The following is an 18023-nucleotide window of genomic DNA, read 5'->3' on the forward strand; positions in this document are numbered from 1 at the left end:
GGGGGCGTAGTCATGGTCGATTTCACCGACCGACCGTCACACATCGGACCAGACGGGGAACAGATCCCACTCGAAGAACATCTCGACGACGTCCGCGAGCGGGTCGGATGGCTCGTCCCCGACGACGCCGAGACGCCGGAGGGGAACTCACTCTCCGAGTTGGCGGAGGTGGTGACACGAGTCCACGATTTCGGAAAGTTGACCGCGTGGTTCCGCGAACATCTCCTTTCGGACGACGCACAGCCAGCTGGACCGAAACACCACGCCCCGATATCGGCGCTACTCGCCCACTACGCGTTGGAGGCACGCGGGTTCGACGGCGCCGATCAGCTCGTCGGCTTTCTGGCCGTCGCGAGACACCACGGGCGCCTCCCCGATACCGCCGACTACGTGCACCGAGCGAGCGTCGAGCAGTCCGGACGGATACAGACACTCTACCGGTCCGACGCGCTCGAACAGGCAGCACACATCGACGAGACGGTTCCTGAACTCGCTGAGGCACTCGTGGACCGAGCGACGGGCGGTGCTGGAGACTGGGGAACGTTCCACGAACGGCTCGCCGATTCCGATGCAGCCATCGAGCTCCCGTGGGTCGCGGAAACCGTCTGTAGCGGCCGGCGACTTCGCCCCGCACCGGAGAAACTTCCTCCCAGCTTCTACGAGTCAGTGCTACAGGTCTGGAGTGCGCTCGTTTTCGCCGACAAGGCGAGCGCGACGTACCTATCGACCGGAATCGAAATCGGCCGGAAGGCCTACCGGTCGCCGACCCCTGGGCGGCTAGAAATCGACGCGTACATCGACGAACTCCAGACTGAGAACGCTGAGACAGAGCTGGACCCGCGCACGGAACAGATGAACGAGCGGCGCGAGGACGCTCGACAGGAGGTTCACGCTCGCGCCAAAGAGTTCGTCGATGACGATCGGAACGTCGCGACGCTGACGCTCCCGACGGGCATGGGGAAGACACTCACTGGACTGGACGCCGCCCTAACAGTGCTCGAGGGGAGTGATATGGCGTCGAACCCTAACGAGGGGCGTCTTGTCTATGCACTGCCGTACACGTCCATTATCGATCAGGTGGCTGAACAGAGCCGCGAACTGTTCGGGACCGGTGAGAGAGGCGAACGGCTCACCGTCGACCACCACCTTGCGGATACCCTCGTCTCGCCGCCGGACGAGCCCGAATCAGTCGCCGACGACGCCGTCGAGAACGTCGCCGCCCTCCTCGGCGAGAGCTGGCGGTCGGGGATGGTCGTGACGACGTTCGTCCAGCTGTTCGAGAGCCTCGCCGGGCCGACGAACGCTCGCTCGATGAAGCTCCCCTCGCTGTACGGGAGCGTGGTGGTTCTGGACGAGCCGCAGGCACTGCCACTCGAGTGGTGGCCGCTCGTGGATCGACTGGTGGAACTGTTGACCGATGAGTACGGTGCGTCGGTGATCGCCATGACGGCCACACAGCCCGAACTCCTCTCTGCGGGCGACCGGGAACCGTTCTCCCTCGTCGCAGATCCAGATCCGTACTACGACGAGCTGGACCGGCTCGACTTCGTGCTGCACTCGTCCGCGGTCGCGATGCTTCCCGGGCAGAACGAGACGGAGAGTGAGACGAACCACGGCGCGGAGTCAGCAGCACTCCCCTACGACCGAGCCGGCGAACTCGTCGCGAACCGAGCCGACGACGGTAAGTCGGTGTTGGCGATCTGCAACACGATCGACAGCGCACGCGAACTCGCCGAGTCGGTGGACGACAGCACGGCACCGCTGAACGTCAACGAGGTGTACGACGAACTGCTCGACGACGCGGACGAATCGACCGAATCGATACCGCCCAAGCGAACGCGCGCCGACGTGGTCCGACGACGACGCCCGGGACAGCCGCTGTTGGTCCACCTCACGACACGCCACCGACCGTGTGACCGACGCCACCTCATCGACGTGGCGTCCGACCTCGCCCAAGCGGGTGAACCAGTGTTGTTCGTCTCCACCCAGCTGGTCGAGGCGGGCGTCGACGTGAGCTTCGACGAGGTGATCCGTGATTTCGCGCCGATGGACAGCCTCGTACAGGCTGCTGGCCGGTGTAACCGGTCGTACGACCGCAACCGTGGGCGCGTGACGGTCTGGCAGCTCGCGCCGCCGCCGAACCGCGAGACTACGCCCGCAAGCGCGGTCTACGGCCGGGGGGAGAGTCTCACCAAACTGACTGGGCAAGCACTAGCGACGGTGTACGACGGTGAGCCGATGCCCGAGCCGGACGTCACTCGAAGCGCCGTCGAACACTACTTCGACCTGCTCGAGGGTCGTGGCGTCGGCACCGACGAGTACGTGGAGTTCCTCGAGCGGGCGGAGGCCGAACAGCTCGGTCGGCTCTCGCTCATCGACGAGCGTCCTGCCGTCGACGTGGTCGTGACCAGAACGGCCGATGAGCGCGAGACCGTCGAAGAGATCCGGCGAGCGTTCGGCGAGTACCGGTGGGACGATCTGGACGACCTCGTCGAGTCGACCGGGGACTGGCAGGTCTCCGTTCCCGTCTACCCCGGCGACGACGACACGATGGAGAAGCTCGCTGTATGTGAGCCGCTGTTCCCCGACACCGACCGGCTGGTGCTCGACGGGCGCCCGGGCCGGCATGACGGCTACTTCGACGCCACCGACGGCGTCGTCATCCCTGACACGAGCGTGGAGGCACGTCTACTGTGAGCGATCCCGTCTCTAGGTTGGTGGCCACGGCACAGGGCGACGCCGTCGACAACCCGTTTCGCGTCACTGGCGTGATGATGCAGTACTACTACGTCTGTGAACGCGAACTCTGGTTCGAGAGCCGGAACATCGAAATCGACCGGGAGAACGCAAGCGTTGCCCGAGGGACTCGCGTCGATGAGTCCTCCTACGGCGAACGTTCACAGGAGAACCTTCGACTCGGGATGATCGCTCTCGACCTACTTGAAGACGGTCGGGTGGTGGAGGTGAAACCCTCATCGACGTTGACAGAGCCAGCGCGAATGCAGCTCTCGTACTACCTCTGGTACCTCGACCGGGTATTAGGCGTCGAACGTGAGGGCGTGTTGGCACACCCGACTGAGCGTCGACGTGAGGACGTTTCCCTCGACGACGACCGATGCGAGAAAGTCGAGTCGGCAATCCGAGGGATTCACGCGATCGTGACCGCGGACAGCCCGCCGGAAGCCACTGAGAAACCGTACTGCGAGTCGTGTGCCTATCACGACTTCTGTTGGGTCTGATCATGGACAAGAACTACCACATCTTTTCGGACGGCCACATCGAACGGAGCGAGGATACAGTTCGGCTGGAGACCGATGATGGCGAGAAAAAACATATCCCCGTCGAACACGCTGAGGCGATCTACCTGCACGGACAGATCGACTACAACACGCGGCTGATGTCATTTCTCAATGACCACGGCGTTGCTGTGCATGTCTTCGGATGGAACGATCGCTATGCAGGATCACTGATGCCCGAACGCGGGCAGACGAGCGGTCGAACTGTCGTCGAGCAGGTCCGGGCGTACGACGATCCCGAGCAACGGCAGTCTCTCGCTGCCTCGTTCGTCCGTGGGAGTATCCACAACATGCGGGCGAACGTCACGTACTACGATAGTCGGGAGTACGAGCTCGGGGGCGTAATCGAGGAGTTGGACAACGCGACTGCGCGTATCGACGATGCTGGCGATATCTCCGAGCTCATGGGTGTGAAAGCGACGGCCCGGAGAGCGTACTACCAGACGTTCGAGGCGGTTCTTCCCGACTCGTTCGCATTCGACGGCCGAGAGTACAATCCACCACCGAATCCGGTGAACGCGCTCATTTCGTTCGGGAACAGTATGGTGTACGCAAACTGTGTCTCCGCAATCCGTGCTACCGCACTTGACCCGACCATCAGCTATCTCCACGAGCCGGGAGAACGGCGCTACTCCCTTTCGCTGGATATTGCCGACCTGTTCAAACCAGTGTTAACGGATCGGCTGCTGTTCAGACTGGTCAACCGTAAGCAGATCAGCCGGGACGATTTCCGAGACGAGGTTGGCTCCTGTCTACTTAACGAGGAAGGGCGAACGACGTTTCTGAAGGAGTTTGAGGAGACACTCGAACGAACAGTCGAGCACCCGACGCTGAACCGGAAGGTGAGCTATCAGTATCTGCTTCGCTTGGAGGTATACAAGCTCAAAAAGCACTTGTTAACCGGCGAATCCTATGATTCGTTCAAGCGGTGGTGGTAGATGTACGTCATCGTCGTCTACGACATGGAGGCTGACAGGACCCACCTGATGCTGAAGCTCTGTCGCCGATATCTTGTTCACGTCCAGAACTCAGTACTGGAAGGGGAAATCTCGGAGGGAGATCTAGCGACACTGAAGGGGGAGATTGAAGATCTCCTTCAGGAGAGAGAATCAGTCATGGTCTACGAACTTTCTTCGGACCGGCTATTGAACCGTACCGTGTACGGAGACGACCCGACCGAAGATAGTCGGTTCCTCTAGCTGATGTCGACCCCCTGGGGGTTTGGGGGGGATTGCGGGTCGACGGAAATGATGAAGTGTATACCACTGGTAGAGGTGATATGGTGGGCAAAATCACCATGGTTTCAGACGTACCCTCGTGGGGTTGAAGCTTTCTCCCACTCAAGCGGGAAGTTGGTCGCTCGGTGGTTTCAGACGTACCCTCGTGGGGTTGAAGCGACACGGTGATGGTCCGGATGAGCGGGTTGACTGGTTTCAGACGTACCCTCGTGGGGTTGAAGCCGGACACGTGATGCCGCGGCGGCTGCTTCGAGCTGGGTTTCAGACGTACCCTCGTGGGGTTGAAGCACTCCTGCTTATAAAGTCCCCAACACGCACCCCCTGGTTTCAGACGTACCCTCGTGGGGTTGAAGCATGCGGATTCCCTCACGGTCCTGATCACGCCCATGAAGTTTCAGACGTACCCTTGTGGGGTTGAAGCGCCCGGGTGCCTCACCGGCGTCGGCGGCCTCGTCCTGTTTCAGACGTACCCTCGTGGGGTTGAAGCTCCCGGAACCCGCCCCCTCCGAGAATTGGACCGCGTTTCAGACGTACCCTCGTGGGGTTGAAGCTGAACAAATCGAGCGGCAGAGATAAGACCGGGATTGTTTCAGACGTACCCTCGTGGGGTTGAAGCCAGTCTCGAATCTGTGTGCTGAGTTTGTTGTGCGCGTTTCAGACGTACCCTCGTGGGGTTGAAGCATGCCGTAGAACTCGCGCAGTGCCTGCTGCACCACGTTTCAGACGTACCCTCGTGGGGTTGAAGCACCGTGACAACCTCCCCATCCGCTTGTGGTAAGAGAGTTTCAGACGTACCCTCGTGGGGTTGAAGCCTCTCTGGCGGAACTGTATCGGAAGGTGACGAGGTTCAAGTTTCAGACGTACCCTCGTGGGGTTGAAGCGAGCCACGAAGTCGTCGGGCGCGATCTCGCGCAGTTTCAGACGTACCCTCGTGGGGTTGAAGCTGCAAGCCGGTAAGGCCCGCCAAAGTAACAATGCGTTTCAGACGTACCCTCGTGGGGTTGAAGCCACCGACTGAGTGGCTTCCGCGATCGTCACGCGAGTCGTTTCAGACGTACCCTCGTGGGGTTGAAGCAACGTCGTGACCGTCAGCAACGGCTCCGAACTCGTTTCAGACGTACCCTCGTGGGGTTGAAGCTCCATGATCGGCCTGTTCGCCGTTGCGGGCTTGTTGTTTCAGACGTACCCTCGTGGGGTTGAAGCGACCTCGACCTAGCGGGCCTTGAGGGCGCCGTAATCGTTTCAGACGTACCCTCGTGGGGTTGAAGCCAGTCGTGGGATCGGATAGGTGGCGAGATCAAGGAGGTTTCAGACGTACCCTCGTGGGGTTGAAGCGCTCTCATCGGGCTGCTTGTCGCTCTCGATGACGTGGTTTCAGACGTACCCTCGTGGGGTTGAAGCCGCGAGTCTTCGACGGCATACTGAATCTCGGACCAGTTTCAGACGTACCCTCGTGGGGTTGAAGCGCCCAGTGATCCCCGCGGTTCGACACCGCGTGGAGTTTCAGACGTACCCTCGTGGGGTTGAAGCGTCCTGCACGGCCCCCGCGACGACCCACGCCCACACGTTTCAGACGTACCCTCGTGGGGTTGAAGCGACGGCTACCGCTTCGAGTTCACGCCGGGCTTCTCGGGTTTCAGACGTACCCTCGTGGGGTTGAAGCAGACACAAGCCTTGATACTGAGGTTGTTGATATTGACGTTTCAGACGTACCCTCGTGGGGTTGAAGCGACTCGTGGAGCCGCGGCACGTCGAAGTACGACGAGTTTCAGACGTACCCTCGTGGGGTTGAAGCTCTACGTGGAACGACGATCGACAGTTCCGCTTCAGTCGTTTCAGACGTACCCTCGTGGGGTTGAAGCGGCACCGATGAGTCGCGGCGCCCCATTCGTCGACGGTTTCAGACGTACCCTCGTGGGGTTGAAGCATGATCCGGTTGAAACGATATTGGAACTCCTTGAAGCGTTTCAGACGTACCCTCGTGGGGTTGAAGCATTAGTTATCACCGTCTCCCGTCAGGGAGTCCACGTTTCAGACGTACCCTCGTGGGGTTGAAGCACTTGGTTGGGACTCCGAGCTTACCATCCCCGCCAGTTTCAGACGTACCCTCGTGGGGTTGAAGCACGTTCAAGACCCAACACTCACGCGGTGGTTGTCCGTTTCAGACGTACCCTCGTGGGGTTGAAGCGTTGTCGAACCGACCGGTGTCGTCCTGCAACTGTTTCAGACGTACCCTCGTGGGGTTGAAGCATCTACGCGGCGCTGTTCGCGCTCGCCGTGATCGGGTTTCAGACGTACCCTCGTGGGGTTGAAGCTTAGCAGAGCGTGGGGAGGGAATCAAATTGCTCATTGTTTCAGACGTACCCTCGTGGGGTTGAAGCCAAACCCCGGCGGATGAAGAGGCACCAGAGGATGGTGTTTCAGACGTACCCTCGTGGGGTTGAAGCATAGCTAGGTCAAACTGAGTCTCTTCACGCCAGCCCGTTTCAGACGTACCCTCGTGGGGTTGAAGCGCATGGCAGTCCTACGGAACCAAGACACCGGGGAGGTTTCAGACGTACCCTCGTGGGGTTGAAGCACCGAGCCGAGTCTCACCGAGCCGATCTGCCTCATCGTTTCAGACGTACCCTCGTGGGGTTGAAGCTCTCCTCGCCGCTGAACTCTCCTGTATCACTCACGTTTCAGACGTACCCTCGTGGGGTTGAAGCGATGCTTACGCTGACTGGGAAAAGGTTGCTATCGCAGTTTCAGACGTACCCTCGTGGGGTTGAAGCGATCCTCGTTGCGTACGAAGCGGGGAACTACTCGGGTTTCAGACGTACCCTCGTGGGGTTGAAGCAGTCGACGTTGGCAACAACGGGTGAGCAGTCAGTAGTTTCAGACGTACCCTCGTGGGGTTGAACGATGGCCAATCCTCCGGGTCGGCATCGAGTAACGCCCGGTTTCAGAGGAACCCTACATGTCGAGATAGGGGCCGCAAGCGCGAAATCTGGCACTACTGCCGATCGTCCAGCACGAGTTCAGTAGTATACGCCGACGACCGACACGGTTATCGCTCCAAAGTCGGCGGCTATCAGGCCCACTCATCGAGTTGTTGAGAACCTCCTATTTCATCTGGTGAAACAGCTGTTGGCCTAGTGATATTGTGACGGGTTGGCGTGCAAGATGTAGGGCGCAAATGTGGTACGAATCGAGGCCGATCTACGGGAAAGAATGATCGGTCAGTACAGAGAATGAAGACGACGAACAATACATATTCGTACAATACGGCTGATTTAGGTCGAACGAAGGAGAAGTCGATCCGATATTCTGTCACTCCTAGGCCTCGTACGGCTCAACCAACGTCAGGAGTTCTTGTTCCAGTTCACCGCCAACAAACCGGACGCGCCCCGTTTCAGCCTCGTAGTCGATTATCCGAGCCTCCTCCAGTTTTGGAAGATGAGTATGGTAAAGTGCGATTCGGACGCGTTGGTGGTGTTCGTCTGACTCCTGTCTCGGGTCTTCGTTCCGAACCCGGTCTGCAACGCGATCTACAAGCGCATCGTATTCCAGTGTCTTCGCAGAAGAGTTGTCCAACGCGTTGAGGGTGGCGCGTCGGTGTTCGTTCGCTACTGCCGACAGAATCGTATCGGGGGAGATCGATCTCTCACGCCCTGAAGAACCGGTATCCTCATTAATTGACTGTCTATCACGTTTCCCCAGCTCTCGACGCTCATCCATACTCACATAGCGTAGTCCCATCTGCCTGGCTCTGTCCCATGGTACATAATGGAAACAGTCAGTCCATTTCCGTTGCTTACTCGGGCGTGAGAAGTGCGTACCTCCCGAACGTCCCAATGGCACGACGCAGTCGCTCCGTCACTGCTTGATCGGAAATTCCGAGTTCGTCAGCTAACTCTGCGGTCGTACACCCTCGTGGAATGTCGTAGTATCCCCTTCGAATGGCAAGCGTCAACGCTTCTCGTTGGGGCTCACTCAGGCCGTACCACGGACCGGCCTCAGGGTCCGTCGGATTATATATGCGGGTTACCTCCAGAGAGATGTGCGCGTCCTCACAACAGGTCTGGCACTGACTCAATGCCTCGCGGTCTGAAAACCGTATCTCGAAATTCCACCCTCCCGACGATCCGCTCGCACTCAGTATCTGCCCGTCGTGTTCCAAGATGCACTGAAAAAGGTGGTCCTGGCTCGCATCCCAGTCGAGCCTGATTAGCGTCCTGTCGTCGAACACGTCAACCTCTGTGACGGCGTTGACAGTTGGATAGCGTTCGACGGCCTCGAGAAAGCCTTTTTCGACCGGTTCGTAGACCCAAAAGAGCGGCACGGTCACGTCCCCACTCGGGACGAGCGTTTCCAGTTCGATGACCGAGGCTTGCTCTAGACCGAGGATTTGTCCGAGTTCAAAATCATCGGGTCGGATGCGAACCTCCGTTATCACACTCATACTCGCTTGTAAGACTAGACTGTCTGGTTGTACAAAAGGAGAAGACATGGTGCACCATGGCCGTTTGGGTGCCAGAGATACACCCCGCTCGCAGCGCACATCATCTCCGCCAGCAACGGTGCGTTGACTCGTCTCGAAGCCATGGTACACCACCCATGCCGGTTATTCGTCTGCCAGACGAAGGCTTCCGCATGGCGACTGTGATGGAGTTTACGAGTCCGGTAGCGGAGTTTCCGCTGGGAAGTGTGTTCGAGAACCTGCCGGGTGTGACCGTTGAACTGGAGCGATTGATTCCACACGAGACGCTGATTATCCCGTACTTCTGGGTGCGTGATGTAGAAACGGAGGATATCGAAGCTGAGTTCGAGGCACATTCCGGCGTGAAAAACATTCGAGTGGTCGATAGCATCGAAGACGAGTATCTCATGCGTGCCGAGTGGGAGTCAGAGTACTTCGGCATCCTGAGCGCGCTTGCCAAGGCCAACGTCGTCGTACTTTCCGGGATTGGAACGAAAGAGGAATGGCGGTTTGAGGTACGCGGTGAGAGTCAGGAGACGCTCGCTGAGTTTCGAGAATACTGCCAAGAAAACGACATTCCGATAGCGATCACCGCCGTCCACGCCATGCTTCCGATTCAGGGAGAGGGCTACGAGTTGACCGAGACCCAACGCGAGGCGCTGGTACTAGCGTACGAACGGGGGTACTTCGACTCCCCACGCGAGGCGTCGCTCGAAGAGATTGCCGACGAGCTCGGTATCACCCAGCAGTCACTATCGTCACGACTCCGTCGGGGACATCGACGCCTCATTGGAGCGACACTCAGCAGTTCGTCGTGACCGTTCGGATAGCCCACTTTTTAAATCTACTGTATTATCAGTAGCCCAGTTAAACCGACTCAGGCGTCTAGAATCAGGCTAGATGGGTACAACGATATCTGGGGTTGGAGTCGAGGCGGTTGAGTACACTCAGGAATCTGAGACTGTTCGCACCCAGTTCGATCAGGAGAACACACCAGCGAGTATGGCTGTTGTCGCAACGCTGGCGAACGTAATGGATACTGATCCTGTAGAACTCGACCCGCTCCATTCCACTGTTGACGCCGACGAATTAGATGCGCTCGTCCGCGTTCGCAACGGGACCGACGGGGATACCCACGTTGCATTCACGCACGAGGGGCACGCAATAACCGTACACAGCTACGGTGTGATTACTATCACACCAGAACACGAACTCCCAGTGGAGAAACTCGAAGGGGAGGCAGGAAGATGACGTCTGAGGAGACCTCGCTTGCATCGAAGGAAGAATTAAACGCGGAACTGAAAGCCCTCCTTCGTAGGGCCTACGAGAGTGGAATCGATGTGGAAGGCGGATTCGAATGTCGGAATGGGGTCGAACATCCTGACTGGGACGTGATCGTCACCGAAGTCGAAAAGAACGATCATTCAGAGTGAACGACTTCGAGTGTGGCCGGATCGGTGGCAACTACTTGACTTGTGAGTGACGAACGCTGTAACCAAGGTCGAGTCAAACAGGTACTCTCAGCGCAACAGCGACGAGTATTATGTGCGCTCCTCGACGAGAGTTCGATGTCTGCTGACCCGATTCTTCGTAAAGAAGAGACTCTCAACTCCGGGGAGTACCTCACGATCTGTTACGAACTCCATCACGTCCTACTTCCCGAATTATCGGATGAGGGTTTCATCGAGTTCGATAGGTTCGAAGACAGGGTACAGCGAGGAGTGAAATTCGACGGGGTACGTCGGTTTCTTGAACAGATCGATAACGACCATGACGAGTAACCTGGTCCTGTAATCGATTTGTAACTGAATGCGCGCTTTGAGCTTGCACGACTACTTGAACAACTCTCAGAACTGACGTAACCCTCAGATGATCGATACGCGCGCATACATAACGGATAGCTTCGTCGTTGAGTGTCTGAAACGAACAGTGTTCAGCTGCTGCATCCACCCTCTGTATCTTGCACTGATCGACCTATCAAATACTGAATATATCCTGCTGTTTCACTATCCCTCTGTACTGGACAGAGGATCTCAAGATTTGTCGAGAAGGTAGTGCTAACAGACAACTATGAAAAGAGGCAGTCTTTCATATACTAAACCGGCTAAAACGAGAAACTCAAGTCGGTATTGAACTAGATATCGACGATTTCGGTGATCCACATGTCGATCAACTCGTCCTCGTTGTAGGAGGTAGTATATTGTCCTTCTTGTTCCAGAGGTCGCGCATCTGCTCGAAGGCTTTCTTTGTCTCTTCATCGCAGTCCACGCGTCAGGGTCGGTGACGCGCTCGTCAAGATAGTAATCGGAGAAGAAGTTGGAGCTTCCAATAAGGGCCACTGCCGAGTGTGGCTTCGGCTCACGTGATACTATCCCCACATTTCACTGAGAAATAGCTGCCAGAGAGATCGAGTTCGTGAGGCATATTAACCAACAAATTGGTGTCACTGGTGTTTTCGTTGGTTAATTAGGGGGCGTCACGTCACATGCGTCCATATGCTTTTGTCTCGCAGTACTGAATCGCCAGTATGTCGTTTCGAGTGACGTGGGACAATCTCCTCGACAACGTGGAGGAACTTCCGGCAGACGCTACACTCCTCACTCCGCTCTCTCGGAAGCCGTTTCACATTACCGACGTCCAGCAACACCGAGTGCTGATCGAGTATCAGGCCGACAGTGAGACCGTCCCGCTCCAGCGAGACCAGTTTGAGACGCTGTTTGAGCGCGTTGACGATACGACTGGGTCGTTCGATCTCGGTCGCCTCCCGCCCGGGGCAGAACCGTATGCAACCGTCATGAGTCTGCACCCACGATTCACGATCGACGATCGAGACGGCACCCTCTCTGAAAGCGAGACGCCAACTCCGTCCCCACTCGTCGATGCACACACAGTCGAACACGACGATGCCCCGCGAGAAGAGCCCGATATCCCGGTGTACGCAGACGCGCTCCTGTTGATCGACGCGCTCGAGCAGCATGATGTGACGTCACTCACCGACCTAGACGTGCCGACACTCGTGAACCTCTACACGCTGCTTTCTGATGTCCAGCGCAACGCTAATGATCTCCGACAGGAGGTTCGTGGCGTCTTGCTTGACCGCCTCCATCACGATCAACCTGTGAGTGGTCAATACGGGTCCGTTCAACGGGCTGTCCGCCGAAATCGAACACTCAAAGATGACGAAACGGTCCTTGAGCTACTGGAAGCAGAAGGGATCGACCCCGAGCGCGTGATGACCGTCGACACGAGCAAACTCGACGACGCGTTGGAGGTAACGTCACTCTCTACATCCGATGTGTACGAGATTGAAGAGAGCGAGTATGTACGGAAGGCAGACGTCGACGAAGAGATGAAAGAAACCCGTCTCCAAGGGCTCAAAGACCAGTTGGCTGGAGCCGACGAAGACACAACCGAGCTCCAAGCTGAAATCGAAGAACTGGAGCAGCGTATTACCGAACTCACCAGTTTTGACTCCGGGACATCCTTCCATACTCGTTCAACTGGTGGGTAGCCGGTACCCACATCCGTACCCGTTGGGAGACGACAGACCGGCCACGGGAATTGACTTGATGCTGTATCCGGACCTTCCTCGAGGCTGGTCTTTATCGGTGCGATGGACGAAGCCACCGTATGAGCGACTCGGCGTCTCCAAGCGCCTCTATCTCGCTATCCGAGCCGACTGACATCCCTGCAGCCCTGAATCGGGCTGGCATCGACCACGTCGGTGTTCATGATCAGCGACTACTGGCTATCTATCGCACCGGCATCTTCAATGTGGTAACTGAGCCAGAGTCGGTGTCGAATGCGCGCACACTCGAGATCGAATGTTGGGAAGCACCCCTCCCGTCTCATGGTGATGAGCGATCTCCACAGGAGCTTCTTGACGACTTTGCTGCTGTGTTTGAGCGTGGCGATAAGCCCTGAATCGCCTCTCGGGTCTCTCGCTCGCAACGACGGTGATCAGTTGAGAGCAACAGAAACGCTAGAAACAAGTTCTCTAGCACGAGTCAAGACATACGCAATCTATGGATATTTCTGAGACACTCCAGACACTGTATACTGCGACTGTTGAGCAGGACGATGGGAGCTACCAGATCACCGTGCCGGAACGCGAGATAGCCACCGGGACAATCGCTGAAGATGAGACATACCGTGTTGCGCTTATTTTGACGACCGCATCCGATGCTGACGATACAGAGACGACTGACTCCACCCAACCTGCTGACCACGAAGATCAGCAGCAGGACTTTGAGGGCCCGCCTGTTGAGGAAGGTGAGCAGCGGGAGGTTGAGATCGAGAACCTCGGTGAGCAAGGTGACGGGATCGCAAAAGTCGAGCGCGGCTACGTCGTAATCGTTCCCGAGACGGGCATTGGAGACCGCGTCACCGTTGAGATGCAACAGGTGCGCGAAAACGTTGCGTTCGCGGATGTCGTCGATCGAAACCCTCGCCAAGAAGTCTAGGACTCGCTGACTCGCACTGGCAAGTGCGGTATCGAGTACTTCTCACACCCAAGTGGAAATCAGTTAGTGGGGGATGGAAGGAGAGTGTGACACTATCCTTCCAAATGAACGTTAACAGGCCTTGAACGTAAGCTTTTGGCGGCTTTCTGGGCCAAATACACCGGGTTCTGGAGGATACAGACTACCAGTTGGAATTCTGAGTAGGTAACACATGTTGATCTGATTACGGTCAATACAGGGGACTCGCGTACCGATCTCGGACACCGATCTTTCCACAATATGTCAGTAGCGGCGTGCAAGATACAGAGGATCAACTCAGCACAGCGGTCTTGATAGCAAAGACGCCAGCCCCTCCTGCGCATGATACCTGTAGATGAGCGGTGCCTCTGACCACGATTGGTGCCGATGGACAGACAAGGTGTTCTCTTAGCCGAGGAGTGAAAACAAAGCATAGGACCCCACGAGCGACATTATCGGCGTAATCACCCAGAGTGTCACGACGCGAGCTGCCGCTGCATGGTGAAACAACCCTTCGGCGGACAATTCTTCTGGATCTCTCTCGCCGGCACTAGACACCCCCTCCCCAGATGCGTGCTGCCTGTCCGGGTCAGGAGTCTTGCCTTCAGCGAGTTCGCCCACAGTCGGGCCCGCAGTGACCTCCTTTTTCTCTTCAACTGGGTTAAGTTTGAGTGCACCAGTTGTAAACTGTGGAGCGGATTCATCGCCAGGGGACTGTGTGACTATTTCGGCAAGCGTCCGCGCTCGGCTTGCACGGCCCCATCCGAGGCCAATGATACAACTGGTCGTACTCACGGCGAGACTGGCTGGAATTCCGAGCCATGAGAGGACGGTGATGATCGTCGCACCCACGGTCGAAACAATGAGCGCTGCCAGAATCGGCATTTCAGTGATATCGCTGCCAACGGTCGCCAGCGTCCGCCGGGCAATCGTGAAGCCGCCCACACTGATCGCCCCGACTGCGAGGAGAATCGCCGGGCTGGGGTCAAGGGAACCGTTACCGACAAGCGGGGCGACTGCGTTCGCCGCGTTCGAGGCTCCGGCACTGAACGCCATATAGCAGGCAATTACCACCACAAGCGCCGAGCCGATCAGATCCCGAGGCGAGACGGTATCGTTGACCGATAGCCGTGGGAGCCTCTCCTGAGTATCGATTGCGATCAACGGGTTCGTAAGGCGACCAAATTCGAATTTGGCGTCGAGGTGCGGATACAGATATCTGCCGATCAACGCACCTGTGAAGACGGCGACCAGTGGGGAAACGATCCATGCCGACAGGATGGTAAACATCAGGGAAGTGTTGAGCGTCCCCGTTGCCAATCCGAGTCCGACGATTGCTGCGACGGCTGTCATCGAGGTTGACGCCGGGACACCGTAGAGGTTCGAGATCAGGAGTGCGAGCCCGGTAAAAAAGAGGACGCCAACGCTCGCTGCAGGTGTAAAGGCTGCTGCATCGACGATTTCGGTACTCATCGTCGTGATGACCTTCCGCCCAATAGTCCACGCTCCGAGGAATGCGAACACGGTAAACAGGGCTCCGGCGGTGACTTTTCTGACGGCCCGGCTGCCGACTGCCGGACCGAAGGCAACACCGGTTGATGACCCGCCGATATTGTACCCGACGAATACCGCTACCAGCAAACCTACGAGAATTAGCAATTCTGCCACGTGAGTGTAATTAGTTCGCACGCGAAAAAATAGTGCCGTTTCGCTGCGAAACTGTTGGCTACGACTGATAGACACAGTAAGACGAAGATTTAGCACTTCACAACGGAACTCCCATAGTCCCTACCGATTCGTCTCCACACGGGTTGCTCAAAGATCAGTGACCGATATGCGCTCTGTCTCTTGCACGGTTACTGAAACCTATCACCAGCTGAGGATTTCAACAGATCCAATCTATCCTCTCTGAGGAAGCGAGTGAGTAGCTGTCATCCAACAAGAGATCAAATAGTACGGAAGTGGTCGTACTTTCGAAGAGTCGTCTGGAGGCTGGCGTGGCGGAGTCGGTTCCGGACAAAGTAGATATCGAAGCGGTTGTCATCGCGATCGTGGAGGAGTCGATAGGCGAGGCTATGCCGGAACACGTGAGGATGAACGTCATCTGGGTCACCACGACCGAACTCACCGCTCTCGTCGTACCTGAACGGCTGTATATCGGCCTCGTGCGCGAGCCGTTTGACGACGTTCCGCACCGAGCGAGTCGTCATCTGGTCGGATTGCCGTGAGGGGAAGAGGTAGGGACTGTCCTTCCAGCGGTTGTCGACGTAAGTGTTGAGCGACCGCTGGGTTCCGATCGTGCCGTCGACGTCCAGCTCGAGGTGGTGCGAACGAGGCCAGTCATCGCGACCATTCCCGGACTGTTTCTGAATGTGCGTTGGGAGGTATAGCTCACCGGCGCCCCGGAGGTACATTTCGGTGGTGAGCTGGGTCAACTCTTCGTTGCGGAGCCCGGTGTCGGCGAGGAGTGCAATGATCGCTTCGTTCCGAGCTCGGAGATACGTAGCACCGGTGTCGGTGGCAGCATCTCGCATCGTGTCGACCTGCTCGGGCGTGAGCCAGACTCGGGCCTGCTCGCTTTGAGTTTCCGAATTCGTTGACTCGCTCATCTCTTTAAATAACCTGTATGGTCAATTAGACCGCTTAGGCCTTTGAGTTTCCGACTTCGTTAACAAAGTCGGAAACCCAGTGAGCACGGGCAGATCTATCTCCTCTCGTAAAAAAGAACGTGCGAACTGTTCGGTGAGGAAACTACTAGCTGAGAATAATATCTGTTCTGGTATGCAAGATACAGGGCGCGTCTCTCGCGCAGAATCAGCTACAGATCCACCGAGTTGGATCACTCAATACACGGCAGGAGGGGGAGGGGAGGACTTCCAACTGCCTCTGACAAGTGTAGATTGGAAGTCGATATGATATAACAAGTATAGCAATTAATAGGTATTGCTTGGTGAGTAAGGGTATATAACTGGGAGAGAGCGTTGTAGTTGTCAGAGGCACACGACTCTCTTCCCATCCAAAGTACACGTGCGCATCGTAATAAAATATCACATTGATTAATATTTCATCTACATTCTAACGAGTGATTCAAGAATTATATGTATGAAACAACACAATTCTCGTGCTGACTACACGCTCTATATTCAGCACGCCGCTTCTGACAGAGCCGCGGCAGATCGATTCAGAGCGTGCAAGATACATCCACTGTATCTCGCACGCTGCTACTGACATGTCGTAGAGAGGTCGGCGTTCGACATCGGTACATTGGTCCACTGTACTGAGCGATCCACGGGTCAGCCAACAAGGTATGTGAACTGTTCTATGACACTCTCCTCAAGGCTTAGATCGGGGAATTCAACGTACCGAAGTACACCTGCCACGCGAGGGCGGACTTGGCCACGAGACTCAACACAACGTACGTTTTCTCCCCGAAGAGGTAGTTACTCCATCGTGATATCTCGAGATACTGTAGCGCCATATTCAGCGCAAAGAGGTTGAAGAAAATAAAAATCGAAATGTAAATGTAGATAACAAACTCGGGGAATTCTCCGCCGCTGGCTGTGACCGTGCCGATGAACGTGATTGCGATGACGATCCAAGGCACAATACCGGCGAAGACACCCACCCAGTACGGCGTCCAGTCAGTTTCAGCAGTTGATTCGTTACGGCGTTCCATCAGCAGTCCGGCGAGGTTCATTACTGCAACGAGCCCGAACAATGCCGCTAGCGTCCCGAGGTCCCAGACGCCGGCTAGCATACCGATGACGACGATCATCAACTAGGCGCTCACGGAGTATTCGTACCAGCGGTAGGGATTCATCCCCCTGTCGAGATACTCGACGTACCGTTCGTACAACACGGTCGCAATAGCGGCGTGCGCGAACGCGGAGATGAAGAGAAAGCCCGCCACGAGCAGGGGAAGGTTTGCATCGACAAATGAGACGGTCTCTGGGAAGATTGCCTCTGTTTCGGCGTTGAAACCGTATCTCGTACGTGTGATCGGCCACAGAACTTGGTCGGCCAGGATGACCATCGCCAGCCCTTGTAGAAAGTGTAGGACAGCCATGACGGCGTTCCATAGTCGGAGTCGGGTGCCCCGCGCAGACGTCGCCTGATTAACATCGGTCGCTGTCGTACTTGACGTAGACATTATCTCATGTTAGACACTCACACGGTACTTACCTTTTCGGGTGGGATAGTATCCCCCGCACCGTGAACGGAGGGGGATCAAAGATTTCTCAGGTAGTCGAGCGAAGACCGGCAACGGCGCGGACCCCTCAAGGATAGGCTACACGGAAATAAGTAATCACAGTCCTGAATAGACTCTCTGACTCTCTGTATCGGTCGCGCCCTACCTGACATCATCTGAATAGAACAATCCGGAGCATACAAGATGGATCGTGCGTATCTCTCACCCAATCTCAAACTAAAATTCACTCTAAGTGTACCCAACAGAACGGTCGCGTTAAGTTTGGCGTGAATTGTGGTAGACTGCGACGGCTTCGAGCCAATTTTGAGCTGTCTCGAGCGCGACATTGCTGAAACT

General features: G+C 56.7%; 15 protein-coding genes, 2 pseudogenes and 1 CRISPR repeat array. Of the genes and pseudogenes, 11 read left to right on the top strand and 6 right to left on the bottom strand.

The window, feature by feature from the left end; translation table 11 throughout:
- Nucleotides 1-12 precede the first annotated feature (12 nt).
- The 4 genes from C468_RS01330 to cas2 are packed head-to-tail and all read left to right on the top strand — an operon-like array spanning nucleotide 13 to nucleotide 4495.
- Nucleotides 13-2697: a CRISPR-associated endonuclease Cas3'' gene (locus tag C468_RS01330; RefSeq protein WP_008847070.1), complete on the top strand. Its 2685-nt coding sequence runs from the start codon at nucleotides 13-15 to the stop codon at nucleotides 2695-2697.
- Nucleotides 2694-3239 carry a CRISPR-associated protein Cas4 gene (gene cas4, locus C468_RS01335; RefSeq protein WP_008847071.1) on the top strand — a complete coding sequence of 182 codons (546 nt, stop codon included), beginning with the start codon at nucleotides 2694-2696 and terminating at the stop codon, nucleotides 3237-3239. The genes C468_RS01330 and cas4 overlap by 4 nt, the downstream gene beginning before the upstream one ends.
- Before the next feature lie 2 nt (nucleotides 3240-3241).
- Nucleotides 3242-4234, top strand: coding sequence for a type I-B CRISPR-associated endonuclease Cas1b (cas1b, locus tag C468_RS01340; RefSeq protein WP_049911836.1), 993 nt, complete (start codon nucleotides 3242-3244; stop codon nucleotides 4232-4234).
- The gene (gene cas2 / locus C468_RS01345) at nucleotides 4235-4495 is read left to right on the top strand and encodes a CRISPR-associated endonuclease Cas2 (RefSeq protein WP_008847073.1); all 261 of its coding nucleotides are present in this window, start codon (nucleotides 4235-4237) and stop codon (nucleotides 4493-4495) included. It abuts the gene before it with no gap.
- 101 nt (nucleotides 4496-4596) lie between these two features.
- A CRISPR array of direct repeats spans nucleotides 4597-7438; the repeat unit is 30 nt; unit sequence GTTTCAGACGTACCCTCGTGGGGTTGAAGC.
- Between the two features lie 414 nt (nucleotides 7439-7852).
- On the opposite strand, the gene C468_RS18820 is transcribed toward cas2, so the two are convergent.
- Both C468_RS18820 and C468_RS01350 read right to left on the bottom strand, forming a co-directional pair.
- Nucleotides 7853-8254: a DUF7344 domain-containing protein gene (locus C468_RS18820; protein ID WP_206536730.1), complete on the bottom strand. Its 402-nt coding sequence runs from the start codon at nucleotides 8252-8254 to the stop codon at nucleotides 7853-7855.
- Between the two features lie 76 nt (nucleotides 8255-8330).
- Nucleotides 8331-8978 (bottom strand): helix-turn-helix domain-containing protein, encoded by a 648-nt coding sequence (locus tag C468_RS01350; protein ID WP_008847074.1) that lies wholly within the window; start codon nucleotides 8976-8978, stop codon nucleotides 8331-8333.
- A gap of 191 nt (nucleotides 8979-9169) precedes the next feature.
- Here C468_RS01350 and C468_RS01355 point away from each other — a divergent pair, with 191 nt between their 5' ends.
- The 7 genes from C468_RS01355 (at nucleotide 9170) to C468_RS01375 (ending at nucleotide 13459) form a co-directional block, all read left to right on the top strand.
- The gene (locus C468_RS01355; RefSeq protein WP_008847075.1) at nucleotides 9170-9814 is read left to right on the top strand and encodes a helix-turn-helix domain-containing protein; all 645 of its coding nucleotides are present in this window, start codon (nucleotides 9170-9172) and stop codon (nucleotides 9812-9814) included.
- 82 nt (nucleotides 9815-9896) lie between these two features.
- Entirely contained in the window at nucleotides 9897-10247 is a 351-nt protein-coding gene (locus tag C468_RS01360; RefSeq protein ID WP_049911838.1) for a HalOD1 output domain-containing protein, read from the top strand.
- Nucleotides 10244-10429, top strand: coding sequence for a hypothetical protein (locus C468_RS17340; protein ID WP_080510584.1), 186 nt, complete (start codon nucleotides 10244-10246; stop codon nucleotides 10427-10429). Before C468_RS01360 ends, C468_RS17340 begins: the two co-directional genes overlap by 4 nt.
- A gap of 135 nt (nucleotides 10430-10564) precedes the next feature.
- The gene (locus tag C468_RS01365; RefSeq protein WP_008847076.1) at nucleotides 10565-10777 is read left to right on the top strand and encodes a hypothetical protein; all 213 of its coding nucleotides are present in this window, start codon (nucleotides 10565-10567) and stop codon (nucleotides 10775-10777) included.
- Between the two features lie 746 nt (nucleotides 10778-11523).
- A complete protein-coding gene (locus C468_RS01370) occupies nucleotides 11524-12507 on the top strand; it encodes a hypothetical protein (protein ID WP_008847077.1) in 984 nt (327 codons plus the stop codon).
- A 119-nt stretch (nucleotides 12508-12626) separates the two neighbouring features.
- Nucleotides 12627-12920 carry a hypothetical protein gene (locus C468_RS17895; protein WP_152422843.1) on the top strand — a complete coding sequence of 98 codons (294 nt, stop codon included), beginning with the start codon at nucleotides 12627-12629 and terminating at the stop codon, nucleotides 12918-12920.
- Nucleotides 12921-13021: 101 nt separating this feature from the next.
- Entirely contained in the window at nucleotides 13022-13459 is a 438-nt protein-coding gene (locus C468_RS01375; RefSeq protein WP_008847078.1) for a TRAM domain-containing protein, read from the top strand.
- Nucleotides 13460-13885: 426 nt separating this feature from the next.
- Here the strand turns inward: C468_RS01375 and C468_RS01380 are convergent, their stop codons facing one another.
- From C468_RS01380 to C468_RS19190, 4 genes and pseudogenes are all read right to left on the bottom strand, one after another.
- On the bottom strand, nucleotides 13886-15145 hold the full coding sequence (locus C468_RS01380) for an inorganic phosphate transporter (RefSeq protein WP_049911840.1): 1260 nt from the start codon (nucleotides 15143-15145) through the stop codon (nucleotides 13886-13888).
- A 278-nt stretch (nucleotides 15146-15423) separates the two neighbouring features.
- Entirely contained in the window at nucleotides 15424-16086 is a 663-nt protein-coding gene (locus tag C468_RS01385) for a tyrosine-type recombinase/integrase (RefSeq protein ID WP_008847080.1), read from the bottom strand.
- A 731-nt stretch (nucleotides 16087-16817) separates the two neighbouring features.
- Nucleotides 16818-17627, bottom strand: a pseudogene (gene heR / locus C468_RS18925) (heliorhodopsin HeR).
- Between the two features lie 315 nt (nucleotides 17628-17942).
- Nucleotides 17943-18023 (bottom strand): annotated as a pseudogene (locus C468_RS19190) (IS6 family transposase); the annotation flags it as partial.

Origin of the sequence: Halorubrum kocurii JCM 14978, assembly GCF_000337355.1 — an archaeon.
GTDB lineage: Archaea > Halobacteriota > Halobacteria > Halobacteriales > Haloferacaceae > Halorubrum > Halorubrum kocurii.

What these genes read in the sequence shown, in the direction of transcription:
- C468_RS01365 (WP_008847076.1), top strand. Translation starts at nt 10,565, where the DNA reads ATGTCTGCTGACCCGATTCTTCGTAAAGAAGAGACTCTCAACTCCGGG.
- cas2 (WP_008847073.1), top strand. Translation starts at nt 4,235, where the DNA reads ATGTACGTCATCGTCGTCTACGACATGGAGGCTGACAGGACCCACCTG.
- C468_RS01330 (WP_008847070.1), top strand. Translation starts at nt 13, where the DNA reads ATGGTCGATTTCACCGACCGACCGTCACACATCGGACCAGACGGGGAA.
- C468_RS01360 (WP_049911838.1), top strand. Translation starts at nt 9,897, where the DNA reads ATGGGTACAACGATATCTGGGGTTGGAGTCGAGGCGGTTGAGTACACT.
- C468_RS01350 (WP_008847074.1), bottom strand. Translation starts at nt 8,978, where the DNA reads ATGAGTGTGATAACGGAGGTTCGCATCCGACCCGATGATTTTGAACTC.
- C468_RS01375 (WP_008847078.1), top strand. Translation starts at nt 13,022, where the DNA reads ATGGATATTTCTGAGACACTCCAGACACTGTATACTGCGACTGTTGAG.
- C468_RS17895 (WP_152422843.1), top strand. Translation starts at nt 12,627, where the DNA reads ATGAGCGACTCGGCGTCTCCAAGCGCCTCTATCTCGCTATCCGAGCCG.
- C468_RS01355 (WP_008847075.1), top strand. Translation starts at nt 9,170, where the DNA reads ATGGCGACTGTGATGGAGTTTACGAGTCCGGTAGCGGAGTTTCCGCTG.
- cas1b (WP_049911836.1), top strand. Translation starts at nt 3,242, where the DNA reads ATGGACAAGAACTACCACATCTTTTCGGACGGCCACATCGAACGGAGC.
- C468_RS17340 (WP_080510584.1), top strand. Translation starts at nt 10,244, where the DNA reads ATGACGTCTGAGGAGACCTCGCTTGCATCGAAGGAAGAATTAAACGCG.
- C468_RS01385 (WP_008847080.1), bottom strand. Translation starts at nt 16,086, where the DNA reads ATGAGCGAGTCAACGAATTCGGAAACTCAAAGCGAGCAGGCCCGAGTC.
- C468_RS18820 (WP_206536730.1), bottom strand. Translation starts at nt 8,254, where the DNA reads ATGGATGAGCGTCGAGAGCTGGGGAAACGTGATAGACAGTCAATTAAT.
- C468_RS01370 (WP_008847077.1), top strand. Translation starts at nt 11,524, where the DNA reads ATGTCGTTTCGAGTGACGTGGGACAATCTCCTCGACAACGTGGAGGAA.